We start from the raw sequence: 19,370 nt of genomic DNA on the forward strand, positions 1-19,370 counted from the left end.
CTGGAACGATGCGCTATCGCCGATACGTCGCCCTCGGCGACAGCTGTGCAGAAGGACTGGACGACCCGTACCCGGACGGCACCATGTACCGGGGCTGGACCGACCTCACCGCTACCGGGCTCGCGGCCGTGTCGCCCCGGCTGGAGTACGCGAACCTGGCCGTGCGCGGCCGCAGGCTCGACCAGATCCTCACCGAGCAGGTGCCGATCGCCGTCGCACAGGAACCCGACCTGGTGACGCTCTTCGGCGGCGGCAACGACCTGCTGCAGGGCCGCTGGCAGACCACGGCCCGGTCACTGGACGAGATCGTGTCCACAATGGCCGAGGTCGCGCGGACCGTGGTGCTGTTCACACTGCCTGACATCGCCCGGCTGCCCGGCCTGTGGCGGCTGCGGCCCCGCGTCGAGCGGCTCAACGACGAGATCGTCGCGGCGGGTGCGCGCCACGGCGCGTTGGTCCTGGACGTCCGCGAGGACCCGTACTGCAACGACGAGCGCCTGTACGGGCCCGACCGGCTGCACCTCGGCGCACTCGGCCACCAGCGGGTGGCGGCACACCTCCTCGGCCTGCTCGACGTGCCCGCCGAACCGGACTGGCTGGCGCCGCTGCCGCCCGCCGTGCGGGACCCGTTGTGGCACAAGGCATACGCGCAGTGGTCGTGGCTGCGGCACTTCGTCTACCCGGCCGTGCACTCCACTGTGCGCAACAAGCTGGTCGGGCGCCAGCCGGGCGACGGCTTCCTGCCGAAACGCCCCGAGCTGACGCCCGTCACCAGGTTCCAGCGGCCCGTGCACTGAAGGACGCCTTCGTAACGCTGGGCGTTAGGAAGGCGTCCTTCAGTGCGGTCGGGAGGGGGGGTCAGCCGCCGTTGGTGTGGACGATCGGCGGGGCCGGGTACTTCCGGGTCGCGGCCTTCGTCGTCGGCGCCGCCGCGGTCTCGTCGACCACGTCGAACATCGCGCGGCCGAGCGCCTGGCGGGCCTTGAGCGCCGGGTGGGGCGCGCCGAAGTCGGCGTCGTTGGTCGCGGCGTCACCCACGAACGGGCCGTGTGCGAACAACGCGTAGACCGCGCCGGGCGTGCCGTCCGCGGTGAACATGACGCCGGCCTCGTTGCGGATGTCGTCCAGCCAGCCGGCCTTGGTGGCGACACGCAGGCGCTCGGGGGTGCTCAGGCGCAACCGCATGCCGTCGGTGAAGGCCGACGTGGAGCGGATGACGTTGAGCAGGTAGCCCGTCGACGCCGGTGACAGCAGGTCGCCGGCCACCAGACGCGTCAGCAGCGTGTGTGTCTCCCGCGCGGTGGTCTGACCGAGGAAGAACCGGTTGGGGTTCGCCACGGGCACGACCTGCGTGTGCACGAAGCCCTTGTCGCGCAGGATCTGGTTCAGCTCGGCGGACGGGCAGACCAGGCCGCACAGGCGGACGGCGGTGTTGTCCGAAACGGTCAACAGGTTCGCCATGGCGTGCCCGAGGGTGATGGAGCTCGGGTAGGCGCCGTCCAGGGCGAAGATCCCGTCGATGTCCTGGATGACGATGTCCGCCGTGACGTCGACCCGTTGGTCGAGCGTGAGCAGCCCCCGGTCGATCTTGTCCAGCACGGCGGTCGCGACGGCGAGCTTGTTGACGCTGGCCGCCTCGACGACGGCGTCCGCGTCGGCCTCGACAGCCGTGGCGCCACCGACCGAGATGAGCGAGGACCAGACCCCCTGGGCCTTCGCGACCTCCCGCGCGTAGACCCGCGCGACCCGGTTCACCGGGTTGCGGTCGGTTTCTGCCCCTGGAGATTCCGCTGCGCTGGCTTGCGTGGCGGAAGCGCCGAACACGGCGGATGCCGTGGCGACGGTCCCGAAGCCGAGCGCAGACCTACGGTTGAGTTTCACTCGCACACGCTACCGTGGTCGACCATGGACACGTTGCGAGCTGACTGCACGAGCTGTTTCGGCTTGTGCTGTGTGGCTTCCGCCTTCACGCGGTCCTCCGATTTCGCCGTGGACAAACCGGCCGGGACGCCGTGCCCCAACCTGCTCGTCGACTTCCGCTGCGGTGTTCACGATGTATTACGCCAAACCGGCTTCCCGGGTTGCTCGGTGTTCGACTGTCTCGGCGCGGGCCAGAAGGTCGCACAGGTGACCTACCACGGTGTGAGCTGGCACGACGCCCCCGAGACCGGCCCGGAGATGTTCGAGGTCTTCGGCGTGATGCGCCAGCTGCACGAGATGCTGTGGTACCTCGGGGAAGCTTCGCTGCGCACGCGGGAGTCCGATGTGTCGGAACTGCTGGCCGAGGTGGAGTCCCTGACGCATCGCGATGCGAAAGCCCTGGTTTCCCTTGACGTCGAGGCGGTGCGGGACCGCGTCCGCCCACTGCTTTCCCGTACCAGCAAGAAGATCCGCGCCGGGCTACGCGGCAGGGACCGCGCCGGGGCGGACCTCGTCGGCGCGAAGCTGCGCAAGGCCGCCCTGCGTGGCGCGGACCTGCGTGGCGCGTACCTGATCGGCGCCGACCTGCGCGAGGCGGACCTCCGCACGGCCGACCTGCTCGGCGCCGACCTCCGGAACGCGGACGTCCGGGGCGCCGACCTGACCGGCGCGCTGTTCCTGACCCAGTTCCAGCTGAACGCGGCCCGAGGCGACGCGACGACCCGGTATCCCGAGGTACTCACGCGCCCGGCGCACTGGTAGGGCTCGCCTCGAAGGTTCCCCAAGTCGATACCGGGTGCTCACCGCGTTCTCACACGCTGTGCGAAGTTCGCGCGGAAGATGCCATCTGTGCTGGTAGAAGCGGCGCCCACGGGGCTTGTGTTGGCCGTGCTCGGCGACTCGGTCGGGCTCGGCATCGGAGATCCCGCACTCGGCGGGGGATGGCGGGGCTTCGGGCCGATGCTGGCCGAGGCGCTCGGCGGGGCACGGCTGACGAACCTGTCCGTCAGCGGGTCCAGGGTCGGTGGCGTGCTGACCGACCAGCTGCCTGCCGCGCTCGTGGCGCGGCCGGACGTGGCGGTGCTCGTGGTGGGCATGAACGACACCATGCGGTCGGACTTCGACCCCGTCCGGCTGCACGCGGACCTCGACCACGTGGTCGGGGCGCTCGTCGCGGTCGGGTCCACCGTGATCACCGCCAAGTACCACGAGCACCACCGGGTCTTCCGGCTGCCGGGCCCCATCAGGCGGGCGCTGGCCAACCGGATCGGGGCGCTCAACGACATCCTCGACCAGGTCGGGCAGCGGCACGGGATAGGCGTCATCGACCTCGGCCAGGTGCCGGGGATCTACGACACCCGGGCGTGGGCCGTCGACCGCCTGCACCCCTCCGAGCTGGGACACCGCCTGCTCGCGAGGGCGATCGCCGCCCAGCTGGCGACCAGGGGCACGATCGTCCAGAAGGAAGTGTCGCTGCGGTGCGCGGGCGGGCGGGACCCCGGGAAGATCGCGCGCTGGGGGTGGCTGCTGTTCAAGGGCCTGCCCTGGCTCGTGCGGCGCGGCAGGGACCTCGTGCCCTACGCGTTGTCGACCTTCCTCAGGCGCGGGTAGTGCAGGTCGACCATCGCGTTGATGGTGGCCGACCACGGGAACTGCTCGGCCCGCGCACGGGCGGCGGCACGGCGCGAGCGGACCGGCCACGACAGCACCGTGCGCACCCCGTCCGCCAGGCCGGTCGGGGTCGCCTCGACCGCCACGCCGGCGCCGGGCGCCAGCAGCTCCGGCGCGCCACCGGTCGTCGACGTGACCACGGGGGTGCCGCAGGCCATGGCCTCCAGGATGGACAGTCCGAACGTCTCGGCGACGCTCGGCGCGAACGCCACGTCCGCACCGGACAGTGCGCGCGCCAGCGCCGCCCGGTCGGACACGTGGCCGTGGAACTCCACCGGCAGCCCCCGCGCCAGCCTGCGCAGCGCCGGGTGCTCCGGGCCGTCGCCGTAGACGTCCAGCCGCACCGGCACCCCCGCGTCCAGGAGCGTCCGGACCGCGCCGATCACCGCGCGCGGGTTCTTCTCGTGCGAGAGCCGCCCCGCGTACACGAGCCGCGCGACACCCGACGACGCGGCGCGTGAGGGCCGGAACGTGTCCAGGTCGACCCCGAGCGGGATCCGGTGCAGTGCCACCGGGAGGTCGGTGAACTCGCCCGCCCCGTACGCGGAGGTCACCACGACCGTGTCGAAGCGGTTCGCGATGCCCTTGTTCCAGCCCCGCACCACCGGCGTGAGCACGCGCCCGGCCCCCGCGCGCCACAGCCGGGGCACGCGGGCCTCGATCCACCGGTCCAGCCGCTCGTGCGACAGCAGCACCGTCCGCACGCCGCGCTCCCGCGCCCAGGCGCCGACCGCGAGCAGCGTCGTCTTGTCGTTGACCTCGATCGAGAGGTCGTCGCCGAGCTCGTCCAGCTCACGGAGGACCGACGCCGAACGCGGCATCACCCGGTAGCCGCCGCTGACCGGCAGGCCGGGCAGCGTGATGACGAGCCCGGCGTCGGTGCGCACGCGTGCGCGGTGCTGACCGGGCACCACGAGCACCCGCTCGAACCCGGACTCGACGTACCCCCGGCCGAGCGTGTCCACCACCGTGCGCAGACCGCCGGAGGTGGGGCTGTAGAAGTTGGCCAGCTGAACGATCTTCATGACTTGCGCAGCGAGGCGAGCCTCTTCGACGTCGGCCAGCGGACGTCGGTCGCCCAGCCGAACTTCTCGAAGAACCAGATCATGCGTGCCGAGACGTCGATCTGGCCCCGGCCGACACCGTGCCGCGCACACGTCGGGTCGGCGTGGTGCAGGTTGTGCCACGACTCGCCCATGGACAGGACCGCGAGCGGCCAGAAGTTGGCCGACCGGTCACGTGCGGCGAACGGGCGCGAGCCGATCATGTGGCAGATCGAGTTCACCGACCAGGTCACGTGGTGCAGGAACGACACGCGGACGAGCCCGGCCCAGAAGAACGCGGTCACCGCACCCCACAGCGACCACGACAGCAGCCCGCCGAGCACCGCGGGTGCGATCAGCGTCACCGCCGTCCACAGGCCGAACTGGCGGTGCACCCGCACGATGTCCCGGTCCGCCAGCAGGTCGGGGGCGAACCGCTCGGCGTTGGTGAGGTTGCGGTCGAAGACCCACCCCATGTGCGCGTGCCAGAACCCGCGGACCACCGCGACCGGCGAGGTGCCGAACGCCCACGGCGAGTGCGGGTCGCCGTCACGGTCGGAGAACGCGTGGTGACGGCGGTGGTCGGCGACCCAGTGCGTGATGGGTCCCTGCAACGCCATGCTACCGGCGATCGCGAGCCCGACCCGCAGCGCGCGTGTCGCCTTGAACGCGCGGTGGGTGAAGTAGCGGTGGAAGCCGACCGTCACCCCCAGGCAGGTGGCGGTGTAGAAGAGGGCGGCGAGCACGAGGTCGAGCCACGCCAGCCCCCAACCCCATGTCAGCGGGACCGCCGCGAGCAGGGCGAGGAACGGTCCGAGGATGAAGATGTATGTCCCGATCTGCGGCCACAACCCGCGGGGCGCGCCGTGGATGGGGCGCACCTGGCGGTTCGGGCTCGCGACGTCTGCCGTCAGCTCCATGGTGGACAAGTAAGTCAGACCTCGCTGAACAACGCACTACCTCGGGGACAAATGGGACCTCACACGAGGACGAACTCCCGTTCCGCTATGTTACGTGACGGGTCGTAACGGAACTACCGTGAGTGGTCCAGACCGGGTGATCCGGGAACGGTTCGGAGACATGCCTCTCATTTGACGGACCCCGTAGGGCGGTTACGCAGCACCCTTACACAGGGTTCCACTCTGGACACACGACAAAACATAGGCGTTCTCACTTGCGCTTATGGAGGATTCAGCAGATTATTTGCTCAGTTGCGAGCAACAAACCAGCGGGTATGCACGAATCGTGCACGGGTCAGGAGCAGGTAGATGGCACAGCAGGTATTGGTTCAACTCGTCGATGATCTGGACGGGACGGCGTCCACCGACGTTTCCACCGTCTCGTTCAGCCTCGACGGGGTGACCTACGAGATCGACCTGTCGGAGACGAACGCGGAACGGCTGCGTGGAAGTCTCGCCGAGTATGTCGAGTCGGCGCGGCGCGTCGGCGGCCGGCTCAAGCGAGGCAGCAAGTCGGCGCAGAACGGCTCCGGCTCGTCCCATGACGCGGGATTGATCCGCGCGTGGGCGAACGAGAACGGATTCGGTCTCTCGGGACGCGGCCGAATCCCCTCGCACGTGGTCGAGGCCTACAAGGAAGCGCAGGTTGCCGAGGAGCAGAAGGCCGCCAAGCCGGCCGCGAAGCGCCGCCCGCGGGCGAAGAAGGCCTGATCGCCTTCGCGGGTCCCGCGTATGTGGGAGCGCGGGACTCGCGGGTGACGGGGGGAACTTTCTGGTCCGGGGATGACCACACCCGCCGGGACCGCGCCTCCGACGACCGGCGAGTGCCGGGCCTGTCCGCCGTGACCACCGCGCACGGCGAGCACGCCCGGTGCGGCCGTGCCCACGAGCAGTCCGCAGGTCGTACCGGAGGCGCCACCGGCCCGTCGAGGCTGGTCACGGGGTTTCGACAGCACGTTTCACGGAGTGTCGACCGTCACACTCACCCCTCTCGGGCGGGCCTCCTATCACCCCGACGGGTGAAATGCCGGCGGATACCGGCCGGTGGGGCTGTCAGGAATTCGCCGCCCGGCCGCCGCCGAGGTGTTCGGCGAAGAAGGTCTCGATTCGCCGCCACGCGTCGGCCGCGGCATCCGGGTTCGGCCCGTTGTGCGTCGCACGCAGCAACGGCCGCAGCCACCCCGGCCCACCTTCGGCCTCGTTCAGGAATGCGTGACCCGCCTTCGGGTACTGCTTGACGTCGTGGACGACACCTGCTTTGGTCAGTGCGGCTTCCAGTTTCGCCGGGGCCGTGCGCAGCGGGGTGTCCAACCCGCCGTAACTCCCGACGACCGGGCACGCGCCCGCCATTACCTCGTCCACGTTCTTCGGCAGGAAGCCGTAGTTCGCCGATACCGCGTCGTGCGTGTGGACGGTCAGCAAGGCGAAGCCGCCCCCCATGCAGAAACCGATCGCGCCGATCTTGCCGGTGCATTGGTCGGACGACGCGAGCCACTTTCGGGCGGCCTCGAGATCGGCGAACGCCCTGCCCCTGCCGGTCTGCATGGCCCGCATCGTGGAAACCAGGCATTTCCGCGCACCGCCCTGGCTGTACAGGTCCGGTCCGATGGTCAGATATCCGGCGCCGGCCAGTCGGTCCGCGTGCCTGCGCATGTTGTCGTCCAGGCCGAACGCCTCGTGGATCAGCAACACGCCCGGCCACGGCCCCTCTCCCGCCGGAGTGGCGAGGTATCCACGCAGCGGCCGCGAACCGCCCGGCTCAGGGGTGATCTCGATCATCGTCATACTCGGCGATCCTGCTCCGGATCGACGCGCTCTGCCACCGCCAACACCGCGAGGTAGCGACGCGTGACCGTGCCGCCGAGGTCGGTGCGGATGATGTCGGCGATGCCGTCCAGCAGCTTCGCACGGCGCTCGGGCGGCACCCGCAGGTACATCGAGTAGGTCGCCAGCAGTGCGGCGCCGTCCGCCGCGTCGTAGTCGACCGTCCACTCGTAGGACCGGATGCCCGGCGGCGTGAACAGCTCGCCGGCGTCACTCGGCCCGGCCTTCGTCTCCGCCTCGGCCCACAGCGTGCCGATGTCGTGCGCGGACGCGGTCACCTCGGCGAGGATCGACGCGGCCGACACCGGCAGGCCGAAGTCGATCTCCGGGGCATACCGGGCGTGCAGATCGGCCGAGGCGCGGTAGACGTCGTCGAAGGTGGCACCCGCGACCGTGCGGTTGGTGGCCAGCACGATCGACGCGCCGGGTCGCAGGACGGCCGCGGCCTTCTTCCACCGCACCTCCGGCGCCACCCAGTGGTACGCGGTGGCCGAGAAGAGCAGGTCGAAGGTCCGACCGGCCGGGTCCCAGTCCTCGAAGCGCGTCACGTCGACGGTGAAGCCGGCGTCGAGGTTCGCCCGGGCCCTGGCGGCCATGGCGGGCCCGGGTTCGACGGCGTGCACGTGCCACCCCCGCGCGAGCAGGCCACGGGTCGCCTGGCCGGAACCGCAGCCGACCTCCAGCACGCTCGCGTCCGGCGGGGCACCGGTCAGCGCCGCCACGTCGTCGTACAGCTCCGCCGGATACCGGGGCCGCACCCGGTCGTACACGTCCGCCACCGCGTCGAAGGACAGGCCGATCTCGCTCATGGGCCCGAGTCTGCCCGATAGGGTCGCCGTCCATGCGGGACTCATCGTGGCGCGAGGCTCGGCTCAGCAGGACGATGTCGCACGCACTGCGGCACGAGCCCTGGCTCTACGAGCTGGAGCTGGACGACGAGGGCTGGACACCGGTCGCCGACCTGCTGGCGGCGCTGGACGTGAGCCGGGAGCAGCTCGAGGTCGTGGTGCGCGACAACCCGAAGCAGCGGTTCGAGCTGTCGGGCGACCGGGTCAGGGCACGCTACGGGCACAGCGTGCCAGGAAGGATCGTGCGTGTTCCCGCGCTACCGCCCGTGACGCTCTTCCACGGCACCTCGGCGGTGACCGCGTCACTGGTACTGACCGAGGGCCTGCGGCCGATGAGGCGGCAGTACGTGCACCTGTCGGTGACCCGCGAGATGGCGGAATCCGTCGGACGGCGCAAGGGCACGCGGGTCAGGGTCCTGACCGTGGACACGGCGGCTGCCCGGGCCGCGGGTGTGGAGTTCCTGCGGGGCAACGAGTTCGTCTGGCTGGCCGAGCACGTGCCCGCCGCGTTCCTGACATAGGGGTGCGACCGGCCACGTCCCTTGCGTCATCGGTCCACTGGGGGGAGGAAACCTCTGACGCGACTGATGGGTCGTGGCCGGCCGCTTTCGCCGCCCGGCTACTTGGTGGGGGAGTCTCCGGGCTTGATGTTGGTGATCACCGGCTGCTGGCCCGCCGGAGCGGCGTGCCTCGGCGTCGGCGGGGCCCCGGCAGTCCTCGACGACACCGGAGTGCCGACCGGCTCTGCCACCGGCTGTGTCACCGTGGTTTCGTTGACCGACTCGCGCCGGTCCTCTTCCCTGCGCAGCTGCTCGGCGAGCTGGTCGCGCTCACGTGAAGCGACCTTGGCCTCGTTCCGCACCTCGCGGTAACGCGCGCGGTTCTCCCGTGCCCGCCTGCTGGCACCCGCGATCATCCACAGTCCGAGCAGGAACACGACGGCCACCACCATGCCCGCCACGAACGCCTCCATCATGGTCGCGTTCGTCCAGTCCCTGCCGAACATCGTGACGGTCTGCTCAGCACCGCCGTTGTTGTAGGCGATCAGCAGTACGCCTGCGGCGCCACTCACCACCAGAAGCAGCAAACCGAGGATCAGCATGCTTCCCGCACCTCCTTGTTCCACCCTGTTGCCGCTCGGTTACCCAATCGGGTGGACCTCAACCATCTTTTGTCACGCGACGTGTCGAATAGGCAGACAACCTATCTATTGACAGTGTGGTCTAGACCACACAACATGGTTGACATGCCCGCACCCTGCAAGCGGCTTGTCACCGGTGTCCTCGCTCTGCTGCTGGTGTTCAGCACCCAGTCCGTGCCCGCGACCGCCGCTCCCCCGTCCTTCACCCACCCCGGCGTGCTCGTCAGCAGGCCGATGCTCGACTTCGTCAGAGGCAAGGTCACCGCGAAAGCACAGCCGTGGCGCGCCGCCTACGACCAGATGGCCGCGTCGAGGTACGCGTCCCTGTCCAGGACGCCGAAGCCACGCGCGGTCGTCGAGTGCGGCCCGTACTCGGACCCCAACCTCGGCTGCACCGACGAGCGCGAGGACGCGATCGCCGCGTACACGCTCGCGCTGATGTGGTACCTCAACCAGGACACCCGCTACGCCACCAAGGCGATCCAGATCATGGACGCGTGGTCGGCCACGATCGCCGACCACACCAACAGCAACGCGCCACTGCAGACCGCCTGGTCCGGTGTCTCGTGGGCCCAGGCCGCCGAGCTGATCAAGTACGCGTACGGGAACTGGCCCAACTCCGGCCGGTTCGGCACGATGCTGCGCAACGTGTACCTGCCGAAGATCGCAGGCGGCAACGCCACCAGCAACGGCAACTGGGAGCTGGTGATGATGGAGGCGACGCTCGGCATCTCGGTGTTCCTCGAGGACCGGACGACCTACGACCGCGCGGTGGCGAAGTACCGCACGCGGGTGCCCGCGTTCGTCTACCTCGCGAGCGACGGCGCACTGCCGAAGGCGCCACCCGGCAGCGGCATCGACACGCGCGACGAGATCATCCGGTACTGGCAGAACCAGAGCACGTTCTCCGAGGGCCTGACCCAGGAGACGTGCCGGGACTTCACGCACACCGGCTACGGCATCGCGTCGATCGCCGACTTCGCCGAGACCACGAGGATCCAGGGGCAGAGCCTGTACCCGGAGATCCAGGACCGGCTGCGCACGGCGATCGGGTTCCAGTCCCGGTACGAGCTGGAGTCGCCGCCGTCATGGCTGTGCGGCGGGGCGGTCAACCGAGGACTCGGCCCGGTGACCGAGGTCGGCTACAACCACCTCAACACGCGCCTGGGCATCACCATGCCGAACAGCAAGATCTACACGGAGGGGCACCGCCCGCAGGGCACGAACAACCTGTTCGTCGCGTGGCAGACCCTCACCCACGCGCAGAACCCGAACTAGGACGACTCCCGCTCCGCACGGAGCCGAGCCCGCTGCGCCGCACCGAGGTCGATGGTGCGGCGCATGTGGCGCGCCAGCAGGGAAAGCTCCCCGTCGGTGTAGCCGGTGAACATCTCGTCCCAGCCCTCGCTGAGTTCGGCCCACATGCGGCCGAACTCGCCGAGCCTCTCCTCGTCGAGCAGCACGAGCACCCGGCGGCGGTCCCGCGTGTCCCGCTCGCGGCGCACGTAGCCGCCGCGTTCGAGGCGGTCGACGAGGCGCGTCGCGGAGCCGCTCGTGAGGCCGGTCAGGTCGGCGATCTGGCCGGTGGTCAGGGGTTCCGGCTCGAGGGTGAGCAGGTTGAGGCACTGCACGTCGGTGGGGTGCATGCCGAGCCGGTCGGCGACGGCCTGGTTGAACAGGACGTAGGCCGCCAGGTACTGCCGGGAGACCTGTCTCAGCTCGGCCAGCCGGTCCATTCGCACTCCCGGAGATTAGTTGCGTGACGCAGACATTGCGTCGTACGTTGTCTGCATGACACAGATACTTTATCACGCAGTCACCGGCGCGACGGGTGCGCAGGGTGGCGCGACCGCCCGCGCGTTGCTGGCGGCCGGGCAGCGGGTCCGGGCCCTGACCCGGCGTCCGGCCGCGGCCACCCAGCTCGCGGCGTCGGGGGCGGACGTGGTGTACGCGGACTTCCGCGACCGGTCGTCGGTCGAGGCGGCGCTGAAGGACGTCGACACGTTGTTCGCGGTGACCACGCCGTTCGGGTCGAGCGTCGAGCAGGAGGTCGAGGACGGCGCCACGCTGGTCTCCGCCGCCGCACACCTGCGGCACATCGCGTTCACGTCGGCGACGAACGCCGACCGCGCGACCGGGATACCGCATTTCGACAGCAAGTTCCGGATCGAGCGGTTCCTTGTGGAACAGGACGTGCCGTGGACGGTGCTGGGTCCTGCCGCCTTCATGGACCAGTACGCGGAGCCGTGGCACCGGTCCTCGTACGCACGAGGGGTGTTGAGCGTGCCGTTGCCACCGGACCGGCCGCTGGCGTTGGTCGCGACCGAGGACATCGGCGCGTTCGCGGCACACGTGCTGACACACCCGGAGGACTTCGCGGGCCGCCGGATCGACCTCGCGTCGGACGAGCTGACCGGACCGTCGATCGCCTCGGTACTGGGCGTGGCGCTCGGCAGGCCGCTGCGGTTCGAGGAGGCACCCATCTCCGTGGCGGAGCGGTACTCGCCGGACCTGGCGGCGATGTTCCGCTACTTCGGCGAGGTGGGCATGTCCGTCGACGTGGCCGCACTGCGGCGCGAGTACCCGATGATCGGCTGGCACCGCCTCGCCGACTGGGCGGTGTGCCTGTCAGCACGCCGCGCACCCGAGACGCGGCGTCCGTGAGGACGTCAGCCGGCGGACCCGGCGCGGCGACGACCCGCGAGGAACATGAGGAAGCCGACTGCGGCGCCGACCAGGGCCACCCCGGCCCCGAGCGCGATACCGACGGCGATCAGCACGAGCGTGAACAAGACGACTCGCACGGCTGCCGCACGCAGGGTGGGGGCAGTGTCACCGACCACCTGCTCCGCGACACGCAGCACCCGGTCCCGCAGCGTGGTGCGCGGTGGCGTTGTCTCACGGCGCGCTGGCGGGATACTCGGCTGCGCCGGCTCCTCTGGCACGGGAAGCCGAACGGACCTGCGCGTCTGCGGTTGTTGTCCTGCGTCCGTGGTTCTGTTCTCTTCTGGTGTCATGGTGCTCTCGGGCCTCGTCCTGGTCACCGTTTCGTGCGTCCCCTCGCTTCTCCCGGTCGGTGGTTTCGGTGATAACGCCTGGCGCACGAGACGGTTACGCGGTCCCTTTGTCGGGGGCCACGTTCGGGGTAGATCGGCTTGTGTCCCCAGGCGCTCATCCATCTTCTCTTATTGATCTTGTTACATGCCCGTGACCCACTGACTCGAACGATGAACGGTCCGTATAAATCGCTGAATGGACGACTACACCCAGTCAGCTGGGCCATGTGGCCGATGCCACTGCACATGCATACGAACCGTGTGTGTTCATGTGCAATTCACTTACGAGGGCCCCCGACAGGGTGAATATTGCTTCTCCCTCGAACGGCCCAACGCCAGCCGCCCGGGGATACAGGAACGTATCCACCGTTGCCGCCGAGGACCTTCACTTTCCGTCACGTTTTTGTCAGCTTTCGGAACGTGGCCTCCACTACGCTGGTTGGCACAAATCCAGCCTGGGGAGCCGCATGCCATTCGACGCTCACGAAGAAGTCGTCCGTCGCGTCGAGGAAGCAGCCACCACCGGGAAGCTGGATCTGAGTGACCTGAAGCTGCGCGAGGTCCCCTCTCAGCTCGCCACGCTCAGGAACCTGACCGAGCTGAACCTCGACGGCAACCGCTTCACCGAACTGCCCGACTGGCTGGGCACCCTCACCGGCCTGACGACCCTCAACCTGGACGCCTGCCGCCTGGAGCGGGTGCCGGAGTGGCTGGCCGGCCTGGGCGAGCTGACCGACCTCCGCCTGGGCAGCAACCGTCTCGCCGCACTACCGGACTGGCTCGGCACCCTGACGAACCTGCGCCGCCTCGACATCGACGCGAACCGCCTGACCACGCTGCCGCCAGGACTGTGTGCGCTCACCGAGCTGACCGAGCTGAACCTCGACGCCAACCCACTCAGCGAACTGCCGGACTGGCTCGGCGAGCGGACCGGCATGACAAAGTTGCTCCTGGAGGGTGTCCGCCTCGGTGAGTTACCCGTCTGGCTCGGCGGGCTGACGGAGCTGACCGGCCTGAACATCGGCGGCTGGGCCCTCGGCCGGGTGCCCGACCAGCTCGCCAACCTCACGAGCCTCACCGAGCTCACCCTGCGCGGCAACGGGCTCACCGAGTTACCTGACTGGCTCGGGGACCTCATCGCGCTGGCCAAACTGCGCCTCAGCGCCAACCGCCTCACCCGATTACCGGAGCGGATGCGGAACCTGGCAGAGCTGACCGAACTGCAGCTGGACAGCAATCGGTTCACCGAACTACCCGACTGGCTCGGCGGCCTGACCGGACTGACAAAGCTCTACCTGCACGACAACAGGTTCACCGAGTTGCCGAGCAGCCTGGGCGACCTCCCAAATCTGCGGATACTCGCCGTCGGCGGCTGCCGACTGACCGCCGTGCCGGACTGGATCGCGAACCTGACCAGCCTGACCGACCTGTGGCTCAACCACAACTGGCTCACCGAGCTACCCGACTGGATGGCCGATCTGACCGGTTTGACCCAGCTGTGGTTGCACAAGAACAGGTTCACCGAACTACCGGGCAGGCTGGGCGAACTGTCGAACCTGACCCACCTGAATCTCGGCGCATGCCAGCTCACGACCGTACCCGCCTGGGTAGGCCGCCTCACCGAGCTGCGGCATCTGTACCTCAATGCCAACCAGCTGAACGAGCTGCCAGACTGGCTTCCTCGGCTCACCAACCTCACGACGCTCGATCTAACCGGTAACTGCCTCACTGACCTGCCGCCGCTGCCACCTGTAGCCAAGCTGAGGCTAGGGCTGAACAGGTTCAAGACACTGCCCAACTGGCTCGCGACGGCGACAGAGCTGACCCGCCTCGACCTGGACTCCAACAACCTCCGTGGCCTGCCCGACTGGCTCGGGAACTTGACGGGCCTCGAGGTGCTGGGCATCGGCGGTTGCGGGCTCACCGAGGTACCAACGTGGCTCGCCCGCCTGACCGGTCTCACCGAGCTGTGGCTCGGCAACAACCAGCTGATCGAGGTGCCCCGCTGGCTCGGCGACTTCACCGAGCTGACAGTGCTGCACCTGAACAACAACAGCCTGCGTGAACTGCCGGACGAGCTGGGAGCGCTCACGGGCCTCACCAAGCTGGGCATCCGCAACGCCCGCCTGCGCACGCTCCCAGACTGAGTCGCCGCCCTGACTGGCCTTGAGCGATTGTGGCTCGAAAGCAACGAGCTGACCGGGCTGCCGACGTGGTTCCCCCGCCTCGTGTGCCTCACGCACCTGTACCTGGACAGCAACAAGCTCACCGAGGTGCCCGCGGAGCTGGCCCGGATGACGCGCCTGGCAGGCATCAGCCTCGTCGACAACGAGATTCTCGAGATCCCTCGCTGGTTCGGGGAGCTGAACGGTCTCACCGAGCTGCAACTGAGCCACATCAAGGCCGACCTGCCTGCCGAGTTGGGCAACCTCCACCGGCTCACCAGACTCTCCCTTGGCGAGTGCGGTCTCGACTCGGCGCCAGCGTGGATCGCCCGCCTGACCGGCCTCACCGGCCTGCATCTTCACGACAACGCGATCACCGAGCTACCCGGCTGGCTCGGCGAACTGACCGGGCTGACCGACCTGAAGGTCCGAGGCAACCGGCTCACGAACCTGCCGCCCAGCATCGCGAACCTCGCCGTTCTGTCCGCGCTGGACATCGCCGACAACCAGCTCACCACCGTGCCGGACGCGGTCGCGACTCTCACCAGTCTGGTGAGCCTCGACCTCGGTGGCAACAAGGTCGTGACCCTGCCACGTCACTTCGGCGGTCTCCTTGGACTCGACCACCTGGATCTCAACAACTGTCGCTTTGCCGTGATCCCCTCGCAGCTGGCAGGACTCACCGGTCTGACAAAGCTGAATCTCGGTAACAATCTCCTGAAGGAGGTGCCGCCGTGGCTGGGGGAACTGTCCGAACTCGGGCAGTTGAGCCTGAACGGCAACTTCATCACCACACTGCCGGACGAGCTGTCATCGCTAACGAGACTTCGCGAGCTGAACCTCGCCTTCTGCCAACTCACTGCCCTACCACGATCCGTCCGTTCACTCTCGCGCCTCACCGACCTGCTGCTCGACGAGAACCCGTTGGACGGACTGCCCAAGTTCATCGGCGGACTCAGGACGCTGACCAAGCTGAGCCTCAACGGCTGCGAGGTCGTCGTGCTGCCGACGGAACTGGCCACCCTGACCGGCCTCACCACCCTCTACCTCAACCGCAACTCTCTGACCGAGCTGCCGGAGTGGATCTCACGGCTCAGCAACCTTGAGACGCTGTGGATCGACGACAACCCACTCGGCGAGTTGCCCGGCGCCCTCGGCAACCTGACACGACTCACGTCGTTGAGCCTCGAGCAGTGCCTGCTGACCGAGCTGCCGCCGTGGCTCGGCAGCCTGACCAGCCTGAGAAGGCTCTTCTTGTCGGACAACGAGCTCACAGTCCTGCCGGACTGGATCGCCGAGCTGACGCGGCTCGACATGCTCTGGCTCAACGGCAACGACCTGACGACACTGCCGGACAGCCTCACCAGGCTCACCCGCCTCCACCAACTGCGGCTCGAGAACAACCGGCTCACCGAGCTGCCGGAGAATCTCGGCGCTCTGAGCCGGTTGACCACGCTGGAAGCCAGCGACAACGACCTGACGGGCCTCCCGGACAGCATCACCGGGCTCCTTGAGCTGACCGAGGTGTACCTCGACAACAACGAGCTCACCGCGCTGCCGGACGGTATGAGTGCACTCACCGAACTGAAGACGTTGGAGGCCAACAACAACCGGCTCACCGCGCTGCCCGACTGGCTGACCGAGCTGCCGAACCTGACCGAGATCTCCGTCAGCGCCAACCCACTCGTCAACCCGCCCCCGGAGATCGCGGCAGCGGGGTCCGAGTCGCTGATGGCGTTCATCCGGGACCGCAAGGTGTCCAGCTCCACGCAGTGGCTCTCGAAGCTGTTGATCGTCGGCGAGGGCGGTGTCGGGAAGACCTCCCTGGTGCGGGCGCTCAACGGCGAACCCCACGACCCCGACGAGAAGTCCACGCACGGGCTGATGATCAAGGGGCTTCCCGTCGAACATCCGCGCCTGCCGGTCGACATGCGACTGTCCGCGTGGGACTTCGGTGGCCAGCAGATCTACCACGCCACACACCAGTTCTTCCTGACCAACCGGTCACTGTTCCTGCTGCTGTGGAGCTCCCGGGCCGGCTGGGAGCAGGGCAAGCTGCGCTACTGGCTCGACATCATCACCGCACGGGCGCCCAAGTCGCCGATCCTGCTGGTGGCCACGCACGTCGGCGACCGGCCCGTCGACCTGCCGCTCCACGAGCTGCAACGGGAGTACCCGAAGATCGTCGCCAGTCTCACGGTGGACAACGCCACCCGCGAGGGGCTCGGGGAGCTGCGCATGCGGCTCGCGGAAGAGGCCGCCGAACTGCCACTCATGGGCTCGGAGTGGCCGACGTCCTGGCTGGACGCGGCGGACGCCGTACGCAGGACGCCAGAGAACCACGTGACCCCGGCGCGAATGTGGAAGATCATGGCCGAGGCAGGCGTTCGGGACGGTGCCCTGCAACGCTTCATCGCGACCGCCCTGCACGAGCTTGGTGACATCCTCCACTACAGCGACGACCCCGAGCTGTCGGAAACAGTGGTGCTGCAACCTGGCTGGGTCAACGACTACATCAGCATGGTGCTCGACAGCGACGAGGTCGCCGACGCGCACGGGTTGCTGACCAGGCGCCACCTCAACGAGCTGTGGGCCGACCTCGACCCGGGCCTGCGGGACCACTTCCTACGCATGATGGACAAGTACGACCTGTCGTACCGCATCCAGGGCGGCCAGGCCGACGACCTCAGCCTCGTGGTGGAGCGTCTGCAGTGGAACCCACCCGAGTACGAGGCGGAGTGGGCCGAGATCGGACTCCGGGAGAACACCCGGGAGATCCAGGTCCTCTACCGGCTCAACACGATGCCACCCGGGATCCCCACCTGGTTCATCGCGCGCGAGCACCGGTTCAGCAAGCGGAAGCACTGGCGGACCGGGGCGCTGCTCGGGCACGGCGATGGACAACACCTCGCGCTCGTCCGTGCCGACACGCACCGCAACGTCGTCGAGCTGGCGGTGCGTGGGCCGATGCCCGCCGCGTTCTTCTCCGTGCTGGACGACGGGCTCAACCTGACCCTCGAGCGGTTTCCCGGTCTGCAGATCACCCGTCAGGTGCCCTGCCGGTGCACGACCGGGTGCCAGGAGCTGTTCGACTACGAGAACCTGAGTAACCGGATGGCGCGGACGCCACCCAAGGACACCATCGAGTGTCACCGGTCCGGCGAGGATGTGTCCGTGACGGAGCTGCTGTACGGGCTGGCGCCGTCCGAACGCGACGCCACCCGGATGAGCCTCGACCAGATGGCGTCCGCGCTCACGAGGATCGAGGAGCAGGGCGCCTACGCCCAGCGAATCTTCCTGAAGATGCAGCGCCAGCTCCAGGCGCAGCAGGAAACACGCTGCCCCAGCGTGTTCGCGATCGTGTCGACCAGGAAGAGAGTCACCGGGAGCGCCTACGAGCTGCGGCTCTACTGCGAGGAGCCCGGTGCGTGGCACCGGCTTCCCGAACCCGCCGGGTGCTACCCGATCACCCAGCCCGCCGAGTGGCTGCGCAAACTCGGCCCGTACGTCCAGCACTTGCTGAAGGTGCTCAAGCACGTCGGCCCGCTGTTCGGGCCGGTGCTCGGGGTGGCGGTGGACAAGCTGGACGAGCAGGTCAAGGCCGACGTGGACCTCATGAAGGAGCTGGTCGGCCAGCTGCCGGACGAGGTGTCCCACAAACCGGAGCTGACCAAGGCGGACGACACGGACCCGGCGCCCGCCGCACGGGCCGTCAACGACGCTGACTACCGCGCGCTCCTGGCGAATCTGACCAAGCTCGATCCCGACCAGCGCTGGGGTGGGCTTTCCCGGACGATGACGCCGGAAGGACTCACGCTCTACCTGTGCGACCAGCACGTCGCCGGGTACCGGCCGCGTGGTTAGAGACCGGAGATGAGTGACGGCCGCTTCGCCAGCAGGTCGGCGAAGCGGGCGGCGCCTGACCTGACCGCACGTTCGAGGTGCAGGCGCCGGGAGGCGAAGTTCGTCGACGGGACCGAGAACGCCACCGCGCCGGTCACGCGGCCCGTCGCGTCCGTGACCGGGGCCGACAGGCAGGCCAGCTCCGGTCGGAACTCCTCGATCTCGGCGGCCATGCCGGTGCGCGACACGTGTTCCAGCTCGGTGTCCAGGTCGACCGCCCGGACCGTCGTCCTCGCGGTGAGCCGGGGCATGCCCGCGCCCGCCAGGTACTCGCGGCGGTCCCGACGGGGCAGGGACGCCAGCAGGACCTTGCCGAAGGCGGTGGCGTGCGCGGCCTCGTGGAAGCCGAAGTCCAGTGGGGTCGCGCGCGGGTGGGCCGGGGAGTCGGCCACCGCGGCGACCACGATGTCCGTCTCGCGGAAGACCGTGTAGTAGGCGGCCGCCTCGGCCCGCAGGTGCAGGTGGTGCAGCTCGTCGCGCAGCTCCTGGCCGACGTCCAGCTCGGCGCACAGGCTCTGGTAGAGGACCCCGACCTTGTAGCCGAGGCCGAAGCCGCGCCCGTGGCCGAGCCTGACCAGGTAGCCCTCGTGGACCAGTGTGTTCAGCAGGTGGTAGGTGGTGGACAGGTTGTAACCGGCCTGCCGCGCGACCGCCTTCGCGGTGATGCCGTCGCCCGCCGAGCCGACGATGTCCAGCACCCGCAGCGCACGCTGCGCCGATCCGATCAACCCACTCGGTTCGGTCAACCGACGCACCTCCCCGGGACGGCACACCTGGTCCGCGTGCCCCCCAGCGACACTACGTCAGGTTCACGCACCACGGCAGGTCGGAGACTCACCT

Annotated in this window: 18 protein-coding genes; 9 read left to right on the forward strand and 9 right to left on the reverse strand. The window is 68.8% G+C overall.

Translation table 11 applies throughout. The annotated features are described in order from the left end of the window. Positions 1–8: 8 nt before the first annotated feature. Entirely contained in the window at positions 9–797 is a 789-nt protein-coding gene (locus CLV71_RS14925; protein ID WP_133903358.1) for an SGNH/GDSL hydrolase family protein, read from the forward strand. Between the two features lie 61 nt (positions 798–858). Here CLV71_RS14925 and CLV71_RS14930 read toward each other — a convergent pair whose 3' ends face one another. Further along, on the reverse strand, positions 859–1,755 hold the full coding sequence (locus CLV71_RS14930; protein ID WP_243866464.1) for a serine hydrolase: 897 nt from the start codon (positions 1,753–1,755) through the stop codon (positions 859–861). 150 nt (positions 1,756–1,905) lie between these two features. Between CLV71_RS14930 and CLV71_RS14935 the strand changes: the two genes are divergently transcribed. Beyond that, the gene (locus CLV71_RS14935) at positions 1,906–2,682 is read left to right on the forward strand and encodes a pentapeptide repeat-containing protein (RefSeq protein WP_133903360.1); all 777 of its coding nucleotides are present in this window, start codon (positions 1,906–1,908) and stop codon (positions 2,680–2,682) included. Positions 2,683–2,760: 78 nt separating this feature from the next. After that, on the forward strand, positions 2,761–3,531 hold the full coding sequence (locus tag CLV71_RS14940) for an SGNH/GDSL hydrolase family protein (protein ID WP_133903361.1): 771 nt from the start codon (positions 2,761–2,763) through the stop codon (positions 3,529–3,531). Here CLV71_RS14940 and CLV71_RS14945 read toward each other — a convergent pair. Both CLV71_RS14945 and CLV71_RS14950 read right to left on the reverse strand, forming a co-directional pair. Then, positions 3,498–4,616: a glycosyltransferase gene (locus CLV71_RS14945; protein ID WP_133903362.1), complete on the reverse strand. Its 1,119-nt coding sequence runs from the start codon at positions 4,614–4,616 to the stop codon at positions 3,498–3,500. The two genes, CLV71_RS14940 and CLV71_RS14945, sit on opposite strands and share 34 nt — an antisense overlap. Then, entirely contained in the window at positions 4,613–5,554 is a 942-nt protein-coding gene (locus tag CLV71_RS14950) for an acyl-CoA desaturase (RefSeq protein ID WP_133903363.1), read from the reverse strand. Before CLV71_RS14950 ends, CLV71_RS14945 begins: the two co-directional genes overlap by 4 nt. Before the next feature lie 348 nt (positions 5,555–5,902). Between CLV71_RS14950 and CLV71_RS14955 the strand changes: the two genes are divergently transcribed. Continuing rightward, positions 5,903–6,304, forward strand: coding sequence for a histone-like nucleoid-structuring protein Lsr2 (locus CLV71_RS14955; RefSeq protein ID WP_133903364.1), 402 nt, complete (start codon positions 5,903–5,905; stop codon positions 6,302–6,304). A 342-nt stretch (positions 6,305–6,646) separates the two neighbouring features. On the opposite strand, the gene CLV71_RS14960 is transcribed toward CLV71_RS14955, so the two are convergent. Further along, on the reverse strand, positions 6,647–7,378 hold the full coding sequence (locus tag CLV71_RS14960) for a dienelactone hydrolase family protein (RefSeq protein ID WP_133903365.1): 732 nt from the start codon (positions 7,376–7,378) through the stop codon (positions 6,647–6,649). Beyond that, complete coding sequence (locus tag CLV71_RS14965) at positions 7,375–8,226, reverse strand: class I SAM-dependent methyltransferase (protein WP_166664103.1); 852 nt, start codon at positions 8,224–8,226, stop codon at positions 7,375–7,377. The genes CLV71_RS14960 and CLV71_RS14965 overlap by 4 nt, the downstream gene beginning before the upstream one ends. A gap of 32 nt (positions 8,227–8,258) precedes the next feature. On the opposite strand from CLV71_RS14965, the gene CLV71_RS14970 reads away from it, so the two are divergent. After that, positions 8,259–8,786: an RNA 2'-phosphotransferase gene (locus CLV71_RS14970; RefSeq protein WP_133903367.1), complete on the forward strand. Its 528-nt coding sequence runs from the start codon at positions 8,259–8,261 to the stop codon at positions 8,784–8,786. A 98-nt stretch (positions 8,787–8,884) separates the two neighbouring features. Here CLV71_RS14970 and CLV71_RS14975 read toward each other — a convergent pair whose 3' ends face one another. Continuing rightward, the gene (locus CLV71_RS14975; protein ID WP_133903368.1) at positions 8,885–9,367 is read right to left on the reverse strand and encodes a hypothetical protein; all 483 of its coding nucleotides are present in this window, start codon (positions 9,365–9,367) and stop codon (positions 8,885–8,887) included. 144 nt (positions 9,368–9,511) lie between these two features. Here CLV71_RS14975 and CLV71_RS14980 point away from each other — a divergent pair, with 144 nt between their 5' ends. Beyond that, entirely contained in the window at positions 9,512–10,684 is a 1,173-nt protein-coding gene (locus tag CLV71_RS14980) for an alginate lyase family protein (protein ID WP_208297572.1), read from the forward strand. Here CLV71_RS14980 and CLV71_RS14985 read toward each other — a convergent pair. Continuing rightward, positions 10,681–11,142, reverse strand: a complete 462-nt coding sequence (locus CLV71_RS14985) for a MarR family winged helix-turn-helix transcriptional regulator (RefSeq protein ID WP_133903370.1) — start codon at positions 11,140–11,142, stop codon at positions 10,681–10,683. The genes CLV71_RS14980 and CLV71_RS14985 overlap by 4 nt on opposite strands. 55 nt (positions 11,143–11,197) lie before the next feature. Here CLV71_RS14985 and CLV71_RS14990 point away from each other — a divergent pair, with 55 nt between their 5' ends. After that, on the forward strand, positions 11,198–12,070 hold the full coding sequence (locus tag CLV71_RS14990) for an NmrA/HSCARG family protein (RefSeq protein WP_208297573.1): 873 nt from the start codon (positions 11,198–11,200) through the stop codon (positions 12,068–12,070). 5 nt (positions 12,071–12,075) lie between these two features. Here the strand turns inward: CLV71_RS14990 and CLV71_RS14995 are convergent, their stop codons facing one another. Continuing rightward, a complete protein-coding gene (locus CLV71_RS14995) occupies positions 12,076–12,351 on the reverse strand; it encodes a hypothetical protein (protein WP_133903371.1) in 276 nt (91 codons plus the stop codon). 578 nt (positions 12,352–12,929) lie between these two features. Here CLV71_RS14995 and CLV71_RS15000 point away from each other — a divergent pair. Both CLV71_RS15000 and CLV71_RS15005 read left to right on the forward strand, forming a co-directional pair. Continuing rightward, positions 12,930–14,609, forward strand: coding sequence for a leucine-rich repeat domain-containing protein (locus tag CLV71_RS15000; RefSeq protein ID WP_166664104.1), 1,680 nt, complete (start codon positions 12,930–12,932; stop codon positions 14,607–14,609). Between the two features lie 27 nt (positions 14,610–14,636). Further along, positions 14,637–18,491 carry a leucine-rich repeat domain-containing protein gene (locus CLV71_RS15005; RefSeq protein WP_133903373.1) on the forward strand — a complete coding sequence of 1,285 codons (3,855 nt, stop codon included), beginning with the start codon at positions 14,637–14,639 and terminating at the stop codon, positions 18,489–18,491. On the opposite strand, the gene CLV71_RS15010 is transcribed toward CLV71_RS15005, so the two are convergent. Further along, a complete protein-coding gene (locus CLV71_RS15010; protein WP_133903374.1) occupies positions 18,488–19,276 on the reverse strand; it encodes an IclR family transcriptional regulator in 789 nt (262 codons plus the stop codon). The genes CLV71_RS15005 and CLV71_RS15010 overlap by 4 nt on opposite strands. Positions 19,277–19,370 lie beyond the last annotated feature (94 nt).

Source organism: Actinophytocola oryzae (assembly GCF_004364325.1).
In the GTDB taxonomy this organism is placed as follows: domain Bacteria; phylum Actinomycetota; class Actinomycetes; order Mycobacteriales; family Pseudonocardiaceae; genus Actinophytocola; species Actinophytocola oryzae.